This window comes from Bacillus sp. NPDC060175 (genome assembly GCF_042728695.1).
Classification (GTDB): Bacteria; Bacillota; Bacilli; order Bacillales; family Bacillaceae_G; genus Bacillus_A.
Window position 1 is genome coordinate 1 of sequence record NZ_JBHWYR010000064.1, and the last position, 16,637, is coordinate 16,637.

Annotated in this window: 13 protein-coding genes and 1 other annotated feature; of the genes, 9 read left to right on the forward strand and 4 right to left on the reverse strand. The window is 35.2% G+C overall.

What is annotated here, in order from left to right; translation table 11 throughout:
- Positions 1-515: 515 nt before the first annotated feature.
- Both ACFWDE_RS23820 and desA read left to right on the forward strand, forming a co-directional pair.
- Positions 516-671: a hypothetical protein gene (locus ACFWDE_RS23820; protein WP_377895123.1), complete on the forward strand. Its 156-nt coding sequence runs from the start codon at positions 516-518 to the stop codon at positions 669-671.
- Between the two features lie 241 nt (positions 672-912).
- Positions 913-1,944, forward strand: coding sequence for a Delta(5) desaturase DesA (desA, locus tag ACFWDE_RS23825; RefSeq protein ID WP_377895124.1), 1,032 nt, complete (start codon positions 913-915; stop codon positions 1,942-1,944).
- A gap of 520 nt (positions 1,945-2,464) precedes the next feature.
- On the opposite strand, the gene proC is transcribed toward desA, so the two are convergent.
- Positions 2,465-3,283 carry a pyrroline-5-carboxylate reductase gene (gene proC / locus ACFWDE_RS23830; RefSeq protein ID WP_377895126.1) on the reverse strand — a complete coding sequence of 273 codons (819 nt, stop codon included), beginning with the start codon at positions 3,281-3,283 and terminating at the stop codon, positions 2,465-2,467.
- 569 nt (positions 3,284-3,852) lie between these two features.
- Positions 3,853-4,063: a binding site (T-box leader), on the forward strand.
- Between the two features lie 296 nt (positions 4,064-4,359).
- On the opposite strand from proC, the gene proB reads away from it, so the two are divergent.
- Positions 4,360-5,463, forward strand: a complete 1,104-nt coding sequence (proB, locus tag ACFWDE_RS23835) for a glutamate 5-kinase (protein WP_377895128.1) — start codon at positions 4,360-4,362, stop codon at positions 5,461-5,463.
- Between the two features lie 103 nt (positions 5,464-5,566).
- Entirely contained in the window at positions 5,567-6,814 is a 1,248-nt protein-coding gene (locus ACFWDE_RS23840) for a glutamate-5-semialdehyde dehydrogenase (RefSeq protein ID WP_377895130.1), read from the forward strand.
- An 89-nt stretch (positions 6,815-6,903) separates the two neighbouring features.
- On the opposite strand, the gene ACFWDE_RS23845 is transcribed toward ACFWDE_RS23840, so the two are convergent.
- Positions 6,904-8,097, reverse strand: a complete 1,194-nt coding sequence (locus tag ACFWDE_RS23845; RefSeq protein WP_377895131.1) for a NupC/NupG family nucleoside CNT transporter — start codon at positions 8,095-8,097, stop codon at positions 6,904-6,906.
- Between the two features lie 246 nt (positions 8,098-8,343).
- Complete coding sequence (locus tag ACFWDE_RS23850; protein ID WP_377895133.1) at positions 8,344-9,579, reverse strand: helix-turn-helix domain-containing protein; 1,236 nt, start codon at positions 9,577-9,579, stop codon at positions 8,344-8,346.
- Between the two features lie 226 nt (positions 9,580-9,805).
- Here ACFWDE_RS23850 and ACFWDE_RS23855 point away from each other — a divergent pair, with 226 nt between their 5' ends.
- The gene (locus tag ACFWDE_RS23855; RefSeq protein WP_377895136.1) at positions 9,806-12,094 is read left to right on the forward strand and encodes a glycoside hydrolase family 3 C-terminal domain-containing protein; all 2,289 of its coding nucleotides are present in this window, start codon (positions 9,806-9,808) and stop codon (positions 12,092-12,094) included.
- Positions 12,095-12,380: 286 nt separating this feature from the next.
- Here the strand turns inward: ACFWDE_RS23855 and ACFWDE_RS23860 are convergent, their stop codons facing one another.
- A complete protein-coding gene (locus ACFWDE_RS23860; RefSeq protein WP_377895138.1) occupies positions 12,381-12,872 on the reverse strand; it encodes a DinB family protein in 492 nt (163 codons plus the stop codon).
- A gap of 356 nt (positions 12,873-13,228) precedes the next feature.
- Between ACFWDE_RS23860 and ACFWDE_RS23865 the strand changes: the two genes are divergently transcribed.
- The 4 genes from ACFWDE_RS23865 (at position 13,229) to ACFWDE_RS23880 (ending at position 16,574) form a co-directional block, all read left to right on the forward strand.
- Complete coding sequence (locus tag ACFWDE_RS23865; protein ID WP_377895140.1) at positions 13,229-14,272, forward strand: ArsR/SmtB family transcription factor; 1,044 nt, start codon at positions 13,229-13,231, stop codon at positions 14,270-14,272.
- A 57-nt stretch (positions 14,273-14,329) separates the two neighbouring features.
- Positions 14,330-15,544, forward strand: coding sequence for an MFS transporter (locus ACFWDE_RS23870; RefSeq protein WP_377895142.1), 1,215 nt, complete (start codon positions 14,330-14,332; stop codon positions 15,542-15,544).
- Between the two features lie 98 nt (positions 15,545-15,642).
- On the forward strand, positions 15,643-15,969 hold the full coding sequence (gene hmoA, locus ACFWDE_RS23875; protein WP_002013488.1) for a heme-degrading monooxygenase HmoA: 327 nt from the start codon (positions 15,643-15,645) through the stop codon (positions 15,967-15,969).
- 182 nt (positions 15,970-16,151) lie between these two features.
- Positions 16,152-16,574 (forward strand): VOC family protein, encoded by a 423-nt coding sequence (locus ACFWDE_RS23880; RefSeq protein ID WP_002147080.1) that lies wholly within the window; start codon positions 16,152-16,154, stop codon positions 16,572-16,574.
- Positions 16,575-16,637: the final 63 nt, after the last annotated feature.

Consider the following 16,637-nt stretch of genomic DNA (forward strand, 5'->3'; position numbering starts at 1 on the left):
ACCGATTATTAATGTAATTTTGGTTAAATTCTTATTCAAATTTTGAATCTCCTTTCTATACTAAAAACTATGTGATTTTAGTATGAATATAAAATATATTTTTTCATAAATTTCCCTTGTTTTCATTTTATTAACTTTGTGGGATTAATATTTTGAATATATCATAGATTTAAAATTAAATAAACGGACGTTGAATTTTTATATTTTATATAGAATAACAGTTAAATAAAAGTGAGGGAGGTTTTCAAAATAGACTAGTTTTTTATTTTAAATGTAATTTGATTTGTTTCATGAAATAGATCCGGTTCCGGTAAAATCAGTTGCAACAAGTGAATATTACATTCATTGTGCATGTTATTCGTTTTTTATCGTTTTAGAAAACTGGTTATTGTTAGTTTCCTGACAATGGGGAATTAATAATAAAAAAGAATAAATATAAGGTTGCGTAAATGTTATGGAAAATCAAATCCTTGTTTACATTGAGGATGTCGAAAACAGCTTATGGAGGAGCAACAATGATGAATATTCGTAAAAAGATAATGAGGCTAGCATTAGTGGGAACGATTGTACTAGGTACAGGAAGCATAATGAACGATAACGAGGTAAAAGCTGAGACGAAAAAAGCAGGACAGCTCATTTCTTATTGTGGAAACGGGGCAGTACAGAAGTGAAAAAAACTCTGTGTTTCTTTTTAATTAATATATTTATTGGGAAAAACTTCGAAATTTCCGGCACAAATGCTCCTGCTATCCTATAATAGAAGCTATTTTGGACGTAAGTAATTTGTAAGGAATGAGTAAGAAAAAAGAGATTTTTATAGTATAAAATATTTATTATACCTACGTATAACACCTACTACTAATAATGTGTTATAATACGAATTAGCAACATAAAGGAAAGGAATTAGAAAAAATGACATTACAAAATACTAAAAATTTAAAAAAACAAGTTGCTCCTTTTGAAAAATCAACGGCAAAAAAAAGTGTTTGGCAAATCATCAATACGGTAGTGCCATTTATTATCTTATGGTACCTTGCTTATAAAAGCCTGTCCGTTTCTTATTGGTTAGCATTAGTTCCATCTCTGTTAGCCGCTGGATTTATGACACGGGTTTTCATTATTTTTCATGATTGTACCCATCATTCTTTTTTTAAAAGTCGCCGTGTAAATAGAATAGTAGGGACATGTATGGGTGTTTTAACTTTATTCCCATTTGATCAATGGGGGCATGAGCATTCCGTGCATCACGCTACAAGTGGTAATTTGGATAAGCGAGGTACAGGAGATATTTGGACCCTTACAGTGAATGAATATTTGGCAGCGCCATTTAGACTCCGTTTAGCATATCGTTTATATCGCAATCCATTCGTTATGTTTGTATTAGGTCCGATTTATGTTTTCCTACTTAAAAATAGATTTAACCGAAAAGGTGCTAGAAAGAAGGAACGCATGAACACCTATTTGACGAATGTTTTAATTGTTGCTTTAGTAGGATTACTTTGCTGGGCAATTGGATGGCAATCGTTTCTTTTAGTACATGGTTCCATATTCTTAATAGCAGGTTCAATAGGTATTTGGCTGTTTTACGTACAGCACACATTCGAGGATTCTTATTTTGAAGAAGATAAAGATTGGGAATATGTGAAAGCGGCAGTGGAAGGGAGTTCGTTTTATAAACTTCCCAAAATCCTGCAATTTCTAACTGGTAATATTGGATTTCATCATGTTCACCATTTAAGTCCAAGAGTACCTAACTATAAACTAGAAGAGGCACACAATAATACGCTTCCTTTAAAAAATGTACCAACGATTACTCTTGCTACAAGTTTGCGTTCAATTCGTTTCCGTCTATGGGATGAGAAAAGTAACAATTTTGTTAGCTTTAAAGACGTCAAAAAATTAGTGAAAAACAATGTTTCTATTCCAGTAAAATCAGAACTATAACTTCACCACATATAACTGACTCCCCTTAATCATTTTCGATTTAAGGGGAGTTTTTGTTTAACTAGTAGATGCACGATATGGAGAAAATTTAAATGATTTAAATTGTTATTGCGGAGGATTAGGAAATAGTAGGTATTAATATAAGGATACAATAAAAATATTATGTTAACAATTTGAGACGATTGATATTACTTTTTTCAATAGATTTATGCTTAGTCTCTGAGTATATTTCATCTGGTGTGCATCATGTCTTACAAGAAACGTGTCTGCAGCAAATACATATGAAAATGATGTTACCTTAATAAATAAAAGTGTATTACGCTATGAAATAAATGATAATAAGAACAGGTGAATTATTTTAGAATAACAAAATACAAAACGGACAAACTCAATTATCCTTGAATTTGTCCGTTCAGTTACTGGTGAAAAAGGAGGAGTATGTAAATGAAATGTGCATATAGTCTAAAACTGTTTAAAGATATGTGAATGTATTTAAAGTAGGTTTCTTTACACTTATTTATTACTTTTTAGTTTGCCTAGATAGTTCAACAGACTTTTGTGTACAACGCTGCATAGCTGAAATGATGGCTGTTCGTAAGCCTTTTTCCTCTAATGTTGCTACAGCTTCTATTGTCGTTCCGCCTGGGGAACAAACCATATCTTTCAATGCACCTGGATGCATTCCGGTTTCTAGTACCATTTTTGCAGAGCCTAACACAGCTTGAGCTGCGAATTTATATGCTTGATTTCTTGGCATACCATCTAGTACAGCAGCATCTGCCATCGCTTCTATAATCATATATACGTATGCTGGCGAAGAACCACTTACAGATGTTACAACATCCATTAATTTTTCGCTTACGATCTCTGTTTGACCAAAACTATTGAAAATGTTTAGTATATCTTCTAAATCTTTTTCTGTAACCATTTCATTAGGACATAACGCAGACATTCCTTCTCCAACAAGAGCAGGTGTATTAGGCATTACTCGTACAACCCTTAACTTTTTATGAAAAGCATCCTCAGTACTTTTAATGCTTTTTCCTGCAGCGATCGTTACGACGATAACATCGTTTTTGATCACTTCTTTTATTTCGTTAATTATTGATGCGTATAGGTCTGGTTTAATTGATAAAATTAAAATATCAGCATTTTTAGCTACTTCATTGTTGTCAGTAGTTGTAGTTAGTCCATATTTTTCACTAACATGTTTTAAATTAGTAGTGTTTAAATCTGAACAAATGATTTCATTTGAAGACACTATATTTTTGTTTATCATCCCGCCAATCATAGCCATTCCCATATTTCCGCATCCGATGAATCCAATTTGTTTGTCCATAATAACTCAATCTGGCTCCTTTTATCATAAATTATATCAATCTGATATCATTATTATTCTAAAATAACAATGATATCTCCATGCAATACAAAGAAACATTTTAAGAGAGTGTGTGCCTTTTTGCAATACAAAATATAAAAAAATTATATTCGATATTAAGTAAGTACACGCATTATATTTAAAGGTTTTATGTTATCCCGCTATTTGTGGACAGTAAAACTCCCACCTCAAAATTCAGGTGGAGCAAAGAAGTTAGGTGGGAGTCGGGCTGACTGTAAACGCCCGATTGGTGAAGGCTAATAATCAGTGGGGGATGAACACCCCCCACTGATTAAAGTTTCACTTTATATACCTTGGTATGGAGAACAATATATGTTATTAATCGCATGAATGGCAGGAGAGATTTTTTAAAAAGATTTTATGTTTATGAATATGAGTATAGTTATATCAATTTTCACTATCATCCAGTATGTCCATAATCTCATACAAGAAACTTGTCGTCATATTCATTTTGCAAAATATCTCTTGACACAAAAACGAAATATATAGCATAATATAAAAAATTAAATTAAAAATCGTTGAAGGGAAATAGTACATATGTCTTCTTGCGAAAGAGAGTGGAATTCACCGGCTGAAAGATTCCTCGTATAGAATGTATCGAACCTATCCCTGAGTCTTAAATGAAAGTTTAGGCGTACGCCTGCGTTATAGGCGCCAAGTGGATATCTATGTATATCAATTAAGGTGGTACCGCGGAACAATGATCGTTTCGTCCTTTTTATTTTATTAAGGGCGAAGCGGTCATTTTTATTTTGCCCTTTAATACTATAGGTGCAGCATTGATGAGGATAGACATAGCTGCAAACTGTATAAATAAAAGTGTAATTTATCCCGCATTAACGGGCAGTAAAACTCCCACCTCAAAATTCAGGTGGAGCAAAGAAGGTAGGTGGGAGATCAACTGCCCATAAATGCCCGATTGGTTCAACTAATAATCAGTGGGGGGATGAACAAAACCCCCACTGATTAAAGTTTCACTTTATAAAAACTTTGATTTTAGACTTGGGGGATAAAAAGTGAAAAAACAACGAATTGTTGTAAAGATTGGGAGTAGTTCCTTGGCAGCGAGTCATGGAGGCATCTGTAAAGAACAACTTTCAGATCACGTTGCCGCATTGGCACGATTGAAAGAGGAAGGGCATGAAGTTTTGTTGATTACATCTGGGGCAGTCGCTGCAGGTTTTTCTGCTCTAGGGTATCCTAGCAGACCTGTGACAATTAAAGGGAAACAGGCTGCTGCCGCTGTCGGGCAAAGTTTATTAATGCAGGCGTACACGGAGGAATTCCGTAAATATGGTATCGTTACTGCACAACTTTTACTAACGAGAAGTGACTTTTCTAGAAAAGAACAATACAGTAACGCTTACGCTACTTTAGGAGAGCTACTAAATCGTTCCGCTCTTCCTATAATCAATGAAAATGATTCCATTTCTTTAGAAGAGCTGACGTTCGGTGATAATGATATGCTGTCAGCTTTAGTAAGCGGACTTGTTTCGGCGGATATGCTCATGATTTTTACAGATGTGAACGGTTTATATGACCAAAATCCTCAGAAAAATGCGGATGCGAAAAAATATCATTTCCTTCCTGAGGTAACGGAAGAAATTGCTTCTCTTGCAGGAGATGCTGGCTCAAAACTTGGGACTGGCGGTATGAAATCAAAAATCGATGCTGCAAAGACGGCACTATCTCTTGGAGTGAGTGTATTTATCGGAACGGGATGTGGACAGGAGAAGTTTTTAGATGTTATGAAGGGAAAAGGTGATGGAACATATATCGGGAATGCTCCTCAAAAAGTGATTAAGATGAACAAGCAATGGATCGCCTTACATTCGCTTGTTAGCGGACAAATTGAAGTAGATGCGGGGGCAGCCATTGCCATCATTCAACATGGAAAGAGTCTTCTTCCTGCTGGTGTTACTAGTGTGTCAGGATTTTTCCAAGTGGGTGAAGTTGTGGAGGTAATCACGCAACAAGGGCGCGTAATAGGGAAAGGCCAATGCACATATAGTGCACAGGAACTAAAGGATCTAAAAGGTATGCAAAGCCAAGATATTCAAGCAAGAGGCGAAAGGCATAGCTATGAAGTCATCCATAGAGATCGTTGGGTTTCATTTTAAGAATAGGGACCGTTCTAATTCTAATAGGTAGGATAGTGCATTACTAGCGTTAAAAAGATCTCAAATTTTATACTGATTAACCTTAAAAAAGGAGGAAATAAAAATGAATGAAGTGTTGGCAAAGGGGAAAAAGGCGAAAGAAATTGCTAGAGAACTTGTGCTTAAATCTACAAATCAAAAAAACGAAGCACTTGCTGCGATTGCTGATCAGCTAATAGTAGAAACAGCTTATATTTTAGAGGAAAACAAACGGGATATTGAAGAAGGTAAGGCGAAAGGATTTTCTGAGTCTCTTCTTGATCGTCTTATGCTGAATGAACAGCGTATCATCGATATGACAGAGGGCATTAAGCAGTTAATTGATTTACGTGATCCTGTTGGAGAATGTGTAAGTGCATGGGAACGACCAAATGGACTATCTATTCAGGAGATGCGCGTACCACTTGGTGTTGTCGGAATGATTTACGAGGCAAGGCCGAATGTGACAGTGGATGCGGCTACAATTTGCTTAAAAACAGGAAACGCAGTAATACTACGTGGTAGTTCTTCTGCTATTCATTCTAACAAAGCCATCGTTAGCGTTATTCACCGGGCGCTCAAACAAACAAGCTTGCCTTCAGAAAGTGTACAGCTCATAGAAGATACAACGCGCGATAGTGCAAAGCAGTTGTTTACATTGAATGAGTACTTGGATGTTCTTATCCCAAGAGGCGGCAAGCAGTTAATAGATACTGTAGTGAGAGAAGCATCTGTTCCAGTACTTGAAACAGGTGCGGGAAATTGTCATGTTTTTATTGATGAAACAGCGGATAAACAAATGGCATTTGATATTATTGTAAACGCAAAAACGCAGCGTCCATCTGTATGTAATGCAATTGAAACGATTATACTTCATGAGAATTGGGCGCAGCAATTTGGTAGCGAGCTGTTTTCTTCCTTGAAGGAAAGAGGCGTGGAGCTACGTGGTGATAAGAAAGCATTGGCAATTGATTCTTCTATTGCATTAGCTTTAGAAGAGGATTGGGAAACAGAGTTTTTATCTCTCACGCTAGCAGTTAAAGTAGTTTCTACAGTAGAAGAAGCGATTCATCACATAAATACGTATGGATCCATGCATTCCGAAGCGATTATTACAGAGAACGAGGAAAATGTCAGCAAGTTTTTCACATCCGTTGATGCCGCAGCGATTTATCATAATGCATCGACTCGTTTTACAGATGGATCTGAATTCGGATTCGGCGCAGAAATTGGCATCAGTACACAAAAGCTACACGTAAGGGGACCAATGGGGCTACCTGCATTGACTTCCACAAAATATGTGATTCGTGGAAGTGGACAGATTCGGAGATAAGAATTATAAAAGAACAATCAAAATAATTTAATGAAGACACCCAATTTAATTCGGGTGTCTTTTGTAATTAAAACGAAATCAATATTCATTTACCATACAAAAAGCCCCACAAGCATAGCACTTAATAAGGAAACAGCCATTCCGCTAACAAGAAGCTTCCAAACATTTTTACCGATTATCGATGATTTTTCTCCGCCAAATAATGAATTGTAAGTTCCGTAGATCATACCTACTGTACTAAAGTTAGCAAAAGAAGCTAGAAATGTAGTTGCAACCGCAATCGTATGCGGCTGTAAAGAATTTAGGTTTGATTTTAAATCCATCATTGCAACAAATTCATTCGTTGTTATTTTTATCCCCATTAATTCTGCTACATACATAGCATCTTTGCCTGATAAACCAAGTAAAAAAGCGAAGGGACTAAAGATAATCGAGAAGATTTTTTGAATTGTTAAACCTGCTACAAAAAAGCTTAAAATACCATTTAAACATGCTGTTAAAGCTACATATCCAATTACCATAGCTAAAATAACGATAACCATATTCATTCCGACTAACATACTGTTAGAAATAGTAGAAAAGAAATCTTTTTTTTCATTTTTTGAAGGTTTATAAATAACATCTTCTTCTTTAGTAACTTCAATAGGATTTAAAACATTGGCTAAAATTAATGCGTTAATACAGTTTAAAGGAATAGCGCTGAAAATATATGTTGCTGGAACCATTGATAGATAAGCACCAAGAATGGATCCGCTGACGCTACTCATACTCATAATTCCAAAAGTCAACAAACGATTTTCTTTTAAAACAGATAATTGATCACGAACAACTGCAAGTGCTTCCGTATTTCCTAAAAACATCATTTGAATGGAAAAGAAGCTTTCTAACTTTGGTAAACGAGAAATCTTTGAAATGATTGCACCTACTTTATCAATAATCCAAGTTAAGACTCCAAAATACGAAAGAATATCAAAAAAAGTGATAACAAAAATGATAGGAAGTAATGCGCTAAAGAAGAAATCAACTGTTTGATTTTCCATAGCTGAAGGAAATGCAAATCGAATACCTTCATTCGCACATGAAAGTAGCCAACTGAAAAATGACGCAATTTTATTAATTATAATACTGCCTAATTTCGTGCCTAACATAAACCACGTAATAAAAAGCTCCAATATTATTAGAATAACGATTGGTCTCCATTTTATTTGTTTTTTATTAGGCGAACATAGAAAAACGATTAATATTACAACAAAAATCCCTAACATATTTAATATGAAATGCATGTCAACAACTCCTTGAGGCTTATTATTTGTATATAAAAAAGCCTCTATTCTTCCAAATTTGGATTATGATCAGAAGTTATGAAGAATGTAAATTATGTTTGGGATTAGTCTATTTCAATTTATGTACTAAAAATTAATGTTTTTTCGCTTTATAAAGGATATGTATTAATAATGTAAAGCAACAAAATAAATCTATTGGTAGAACGAAGGACAATAATTATTGGAAGTATGATAAAATTTTCTAAACTAATAACTGTGTCCATTTTTAAATTGTTTAGGTGAAATACCAGTATGTTTTTTAAAGACCTTTGTAAAATGACTTTGGTCATGGAAATTTAATAGTGTGGAGATTTCTGATATAGAATGTTTTGTATAGGTCATTAAGCTTTTTGACTCATCTATCTTAGCACGCTGAATATATTCGCCTAATGAAATTCCAACTTCTTTCTTGAAAAGGGAAGATAGATAACTAGGATTTAATACGACTATTTCTGCTAGATGGGATAGTGTAATATCTTCGTAAAGATGAGTAAATATATAATTTTGGCATATGTTTATAGGCTTTGAATGTTTTTGCATTTTCCCGTTTTTAACTCGTTCTGAGAACTCAAGTAAAGCATTCTCTAAAAATGGGGAAATGGCTTCACTTTTTTTTATTTCTTCGAGTTTTTGAATTAATAAATCACTGAGGGTATATGCGATTTCAGGGAATAGTCCACCATCTATAGCCGACCTTGTCGCAAGTGTAATTGCTGCGATGGCAGAATTTTTCTGGCTTCGCAGGTGACTTGTTTTTGACAACACCCCAAGATCTCCTGATTCAGGTAATTTTCTTAGATTTTTAATTAAATCATCCTTTTTTCCTTCCTTAATACACTCAAATATTTTCCTTTCAACTAGTGGATCGATATGAGTTAATGTACTTTGACGTTGCTCCGATATATGTATAGCGGGCTGTTCAATCTCAAAATCATCCTTTTTTAACAGTATATTTTTTTGCAAAATATCAGCAATGTCTAATTTTTGTTGATACAGCATGTAATAAAGAACCATGCTTATATTTAAAAATTGCAAATTGCTTAAAACAGGGAGAGATTGATAATAGCGAATCATTTCCTCTTTGTTTATTTTTAGTTGAAGATCATTAACGATTCCTTTAATTGAGGTTTCTAATAACCTGGAATAAAGGACTGGTCCAACGATGATATTCCCGCAAAGTTGATCGTTTAAACGTAAGTTAATTGAGAAAAAATTTTCAAGAAAGGCAGTCTCTTCAAGTACCGGAAAAGTATAGGGTGGATTTCCCTTAAATAGTTGATTAAATAACGCCTCTTTTGAAGAATACAAAGGGTTATGCTGAAAATTGGGCGAGATTTCAAATGCCAAATCCCCTTTGTTATCAATGAAAAAGATAGGTGTTTTATGTATGTCAAAGACTAGCTTACAAATATAATATAAATCTTCAAGTTTGGAGCAATTCATTATTTTAACCTCTATTCTTTAAGCATTAGCCTATATATGTACAAGTTAAAATCCTCTCCTAAGCAAAGGTTTTAAAATAAGAGCGAAAGAGAGTACGGTTTAACCATAAATATAATCAGCTAAAATTTTTACCAATATTCTAAAAAATATACCATAATATCTAAAGAATAATAACTATAATGACATTAAGAAAGCGTTTGCTTAATTATTTTTTAGGAGGGCTATCATGAAAAGAGATATTAAGAAAATCATTTCACAAATGACATTAGAAGAAAAGGCAAGTCTATGTTCTGGATTAGACTTTTGGAATACAAAAGGGATTGAGCGATTAGGAATTCCTTCAATTATGGTAACTGATGGACCACACGGACTTAGAAAACAGGCAGAGGGAGCAGATCACTTAGGGATTTATAACAGTATTCCAGCGACTTGTTTCCCTTCAGCGGTAGGGTTAGCAAGTACATGGAATAAAGAATTAATAAAACAAGTAGGAGTTGCATTAGGAGAAGAATGTCAGGCTGAAAATGTAGGAGTTCTCCTTGGACCAGGTGCAAATATTAAACGTTCGCCGCTATGCGGAAGAAACTTTGAATATTTTTCAGAGGACCCATATTTATCATCACAAATGGCTGCAAACCATGTGAAAGGCGTACAAAGTCAAGGGGTTGGAACGTCATTAAAACATTTCGCTGCTAATAATCAGGAGCATCGCAGAATGTCAGTAGATGCAATTGTTGATGAAAGAACATTGCGTGAAATCTATCTTGCTAGCTTTGAAGATGTTATTAAGGAAGCACAGCCTTGGACAGTAATGAGCGCTTACAACAAAGTGAATGGTGAATACGCTTCGGAAAATAACTATTTATTAAATGATATTTTAAAAGATGAATGGGGATTTGAAGGTTTTGTCGTTTCTGATTGGGGTGCAGTAAATGAGCGTGTTGCAAGTCTAGCGAACGGTTTGGAGTTAGAAATGCCTTCAAGCTTTGGAATTGGTGAGAAGAAAATTGTTGATGCAGTTAACTGTGGTAAGCTATCTGTAGAAAAGCTTGATCAAGCAGTAGAGCGTCTACTTTACATTATTTTTAAAGCTTATGATAACCAATTAGAAAACGCTGTATATAGTAAGGACGCGCATCATCAGCTTGCAAGAGAAGTTGCAAGTGAAAGTATGGTTATGTTACAAAATGAAGATTCCATTCTTCCGCTGAAAAAAGAGGGAACGGTAGCGGTAATTGGAGGGTTTGCAAAGCAACCACGTTTTCAAGGCGGCGGAAGCTCTCATATTAATCCAACAAAGCTTGAAAGTATTCTTGAAGAAATTGAAACGGTATCAGGTGAAAAAACGAACATATTATTTTCCCAAGGCTATGACATTGCCAGTGATGATGTAAATGAAAGCATGGTTAACGAAGCGAAAAAAATAGCAGAGCGAGCAGATACAGCGGTCCTTTTCGTTGGACTTCCAGATCGTTATGAGTCAGAAGGCTTTGATCGAAAGCATTTACAGATGCCAGAAAATCACGTGCAATTAATTGAGGCGATCGCTGAAGTTCAAAGTAATATCGTTGTAGTTTTAAGTAACGGTGCTCCAATTGAAATGCCATGGATAGGTAAAGTAAAAGGAATACTTGAAGGCTATTTAGGTGGACAAGCATTAGGCGGAGCGATTGCTGATTTATTATTTGGTGATGTGAATCCAAGCGGGAAATTAGCGGAAACATTCCCGAAAGTGTTAAGCGATAATCCTTCTTACTTAAACTTCCCTGGTGAAGGTGACAAAGTGGAATACAAAGAAGGTGTGTTCGTTGGATATCGTTATTACGATGCAAAAAATATTGAACCGTTGTTCCCATTTGGTTTTGGTTTAAGCTATACAAATTTTGAGTATAGTAATCTTTCAATAAATAAGAAAGAGATAACGGATACGGACACTGTTTCTATCAGTGTTAACGTGAAAAATACTGGTAGTACGGCAGGGAAAGAAATTGTTCAGCTTTATATAAAAGATGTTGAAAGTAGTATGACTCGTCCTGAAAAAGAGCTAAAAGGATTTGAAAAAGTAGAATTGCAGCGGGGAGAAGAAAAAACGGTTAGCTTTACTTTAAATAAAAGATCATTTGCGTATTATAATGTTGAATTAAAGGACTGGCATGTTGAAACAGGTGAATTTGAAATTTTAGTAGGAAAGTCTTCAAAAGAGATCGTTTTACATGATAGCATGTATGTTCAATCAACGACTATAATTCAAAAACCAGTGCATCGTAATACTTTATTAGGGGACATATTTGCGGACCCAATCTTAGCACCAATCGCAAAAGGACTTATGGAAAAAGCATTAAAAGACAGTCCGTTTGGTAGTATGGCTGAAGGGGATAGTGATGTCTCTGAAATGATGGACGCTATGCTGAACTATATGCCATTACGAGCATTAGTGAACTTTAGCGCAGGTGCTTTTACAGAAGAAATGTTAAGTGAAATAATTGGGCTATTGAACGATGCGCAGATGAACTAATAAGTGTGAATGAATTGTATTAATGGGCGGTAAGACTCCTACCTCAAAACTTGGTGAATACGAGGAAGTGAGGCGGGAGATAATGGCCCGGAAATGCCCGGTTGGTTTGGGTTAATAATCAGTGGGGATGGACAAAATCCCACTGATTAAAGTTTTATTTTATCCATGTAGGACGTTTCTCCAACATAAAAAAAAGCAAATGAGAGTTAGAATCTCATTTGCTTTTTTTTGTACTTATTCTGCTAAATATAGAATCATATGCTTGTCTATCATCTTTAATCATCGCTTATAAATATGAACGATGAGCTGGCCATGAACCTTGGAGTTTACGAAGTTGTACAATTTGTCCTGTATGATAAGCATCGTGCAAAAGGATATTCAGATATTGTTGCCAAACTGGTAGAGACGGACTTGGTTGATCCAGTTCTGCTTCTTGAAGGGATGTTAATGAAGATTGCAAGGCATCATGTACTTGAAGCGTTCGCTTCACTGTTTGTTGCCACGCTTCATCATCATTAGGTCCACCTTGGACAAACGTGTCATCATTATTTTGTGGAGCAACAAATGTGTCATCTTGATGTAAGCGGGAAAGTAAGCGCTCTTTAAAGATTAGTAAATGGTTTGTATTTTCCCAAATCGTATTACTGGCCTTTCCTTCTGGTTGCCAACATGCTTGGGCAGCGGTAAGATTCTTTAACGCTTCAGATATCGGTGGATACCATTCTTCTTCGTAAAAAACTTGCTTGACCCCATTTTGTAATATTTCTTTTTTACCCATTCGTATAGCCTCCTTAACTATGAGATAGACCAACAATAAGTGTTAGATAAATTAGGTAGGAACGTACCTACTTATCATCTGATTGATGTTTGGAAGTTTTTAAAAGAACAATATGGCGCTGGTGTAGTAATTGCAGAAATAAACTTATGCTTTCTAAATCATTTTTCTTAATGCAATAAATTCTCCTTTTCCTTCAATAAACCTGCCTCATAGTTGAACAAGGAAATCAACTGCAGCTTAAGTTTAAAAATTTGTAGCAATATAAAGTTTAGGAAGGTTTTAAAAATTCTAAAAAAATTGAAGGTATAATTCGATAAAAATAGAATTCAATACTTAGAAAATAAGGAGGGGATTAAATGGAAGTCTTTCACGTAACGAGCAGAAAGAGGGAAACGTACAACGTTCAAATGAGGTATTCGATACTTTTCGAATGTGCACTTGGCATTGCGGCAATTACTCATAAGAGGTTAATCGACACGCTTGAAAAATCTCAAAGCGAATGGGAAGAAATTAGACAATCATTATCGGTAGAGATGAGAGAGCATTTACAGTTTGTAGAAGAAAATAATACATGGAAAGCATTGCTTCAGTTATTGTATGAGGGAGATTTTCAGGATCTATCACAGTTTATTGCAAATATCGATTCACTTTCAGAAGAAGATTTAAAGTATATATGTTTACCGTTTTTAGGAGAAGCGTATGAAGAAAAAAGACGTTTAGCATCTAGCGGAGAAATTTCAGCGGTACAAGAATTAATGGAGCTAACGCATGAACATCAATTTTTTTCTACGTATATTGAGTTTATATGTAATGTAGACGTCCAGTTATTAAAGAGGCATTTAATTAATGCTATGACAGGATGGTATGAGGGTGTTATTAAGAAAGAAGAAGAGCAACTGCTCTCTATATTAAAGCGAGATTATGAAGCGAAAAATGAAATGAATAAAAAGATGAAACCAGAAGAATTTGTCGAGTGGGCTACAGGTGGCGTTACATATATGCCAGAGCCAAGTGTCCATCACGTACTTCTTATCCCGCAAATGACGTACAGGCCGTGGAACATAGAAGCGGATATTGAAGATACGAAAGTGTTTCATTATCCGGTCGCAAATGAAAGCATACATCCTGAAGATCCGTATGAGCCGAGTTATTTTTTAGTTCATAAACATAAGGCGCTCGGGGATGAGGCAAGATTGCGTATTGTAAAACTACTATTTGAACAAGAGCGTACGCTGCAAGAAATAACGGAAAGATTACAACTAGGAAAATCGACAGTACATCATCATTTGAAACTTTTACGTTCAGCAAAGTTAGTTGATATTCAAGACGGAAAATATGTGTTGAGAAAGAAAGCAGTGCAGTCTTTAGCGAAAGAATTAGATGCATTTTTGAATAGATAATATACAACGAGAATGTACATAAAGGGAGGAATTTAATAGAAAAGTTGGTGCGTTATATTGGAAAATGTGTTGAAAAATCGTTCATTCTTTTTTATGTGGATTGGCAGTGCAATTTCAGAATTAGGCGGGGCTTTCGGGACGTTATGTAATTCAATTCTCGTTTATGAATTAACAGGATCGAAAACAGCATTAAGTAGTATGTGGTTACTATATTTTATTCCGTCACTCATACTGCAACTAATAAGCGGGCCATATATTGATAAATGGAGCCGAAAGTGGATTATGATTTTTTCGCAGTGGATGCGGGCCTCTGTTTTCTTACTGCCTTTAGTAATGCTTGTTACTAACAGTGTAGAAGTATGGCATGTTTACGCTGTTCAAATTATAGTAGGGCTCATTACGCCGCTTTATACACCCGCCAGTCAAGCGATTACACCGAGCATTGTAAGTAAAGAACAGCTTCAAGATGCAAATGCGTATATTGATGGGATGGCTCGTCTTATGATGTTTCTAGCGCCAGTATTAGGTGGTATCGTTATTAAATTCATTGGAATCAAAGTAACAATGTTGTTCGTATGTGTTTGTCTATTCATTAGTGGAGGATTGTTACTTTTCATAAAAGAAAAAAGAGTAAAACAAGAATTGAGAAAAACGTGGCTAGAACAGTTTCTTCACGGTTTTACATACTTTTTCACAAAACCAATAATCGTTTGGCTCGGTGTATTTCTTACTTTCGTACAGTTTGGAGTAGGGGTAACGATGGTCACAAACCTTCCTTATATAAAAGATGACCTGGCAGCGGGATATGCGGAGTACGGTTACTTCATGGCAGGTTTCCCGCTTGGCTATGTAGTTGGATCAATATTAGTTGGAAAAATAACATATAAAAGTCGGCGTATACTTATGCTCGGAGGATTGTTTATAGGGGGCCTCACATACATTTCTCTAGGGTTCAATCATAGTATTATAATCGCGGTAATAATTGAAGTAATTGCAGGTATTTGTATTGCATTTTTCAATGTTCATAACACGACGATATGCCAACAAGCCGTTCCAAATCATATGATAGGAAAAGTATTTTCAGTGCGGTTATTTTTCATACGATCCGCTATGCCATTAGGGGTATTATTAGGGGGAATACTGAGTGAAATGTGGGGAGTGAGAGTGTTATATTTTATAATTGGTTCGATTATATGTGTCACTTCTTTAATAGGAATATTGCTTCCATATTTCAAATTTTTAGATGAGGCGATTGAGGAGAAGTCAGCATAATTCTAAAGATTTAAAACTTTATAATTGAAAATAATTATCATAATCAATTATAATGGAAGAATACTAATATTCGTATTATAAAAAGGGAGTGGGATTATATGTTTATCGAAACTAAAACATTTACAGTAAAAGAAGGTACATCTAATATAGTTGTAGAGCGTTTTACAGGAGAAGGCATTATTGAAAAATTTGAAGGCTTCATCGACTTAAGTGTTCTCGTGAAAAAAGTGAGACGCGGAGATGAAGAAGTTGTAGTTATGATTCGCTGGGAATCTGAAGAAGCATGGAAAAACTGGGAAACAAGTGAAGAGCATTTAGCTGGACATAGAGCGGGCCGCGGTAAACCAAAACCAGATCATATCATTAACGTTGAACATGGGGTTTATTATGTGAAATCATCGAAATCGGCTTATCAACAGTCGTAAAAATACATTTGCTTAATTATAATCTTTCAAATAAATAACCATCTATCTGTTTACTGATAGATGGTTATTTATATTGAATAAAGAGAACGATTCGCATGTGATGTAAGAAGAATTAACGGACAGGTTAAAAATAGAAATGCTATAATGTAACTCGATCAGTGAGAAAATTAGGAGGGATAATAGTGGTTCAATCGATAGTTCATATTGCATTAGTAGTAAAAGACTATGATGAGGCAATAGAGTTTTATACAAAGAAACTAAATTTTACATTAGTTGAAGATATTTATCAGCCAGAAGAAAACAAACGGTGGGTAGTGGTATCTCCCCCGGGTTCAGTCGGCACCACAATATTACTAGCCAGGGCATCTAAACCTGAGCAAGAGCCCTTTATTGGTAACCAATCAGGTGGTAGAGTATTTCTTTTCTTAAATACTGACGATTTTTGGAGAGATTATAATGAAATGATTTCAAGAGGAATAGAATTTGTGAGAGAACCGAAAGAGCAATCATACGGAATTGTTGCAGTATTTAAGGACTTATACGGGAATTTATGGGATCTGTTGCAACTAAAGGATGATCACCCAATTGCACAAAGACTTAATTGAAAGCAATTCGATTAAGCATTTCACACGTATGTGCAAATAAAATAGAGCTCGGCATGTAACAAT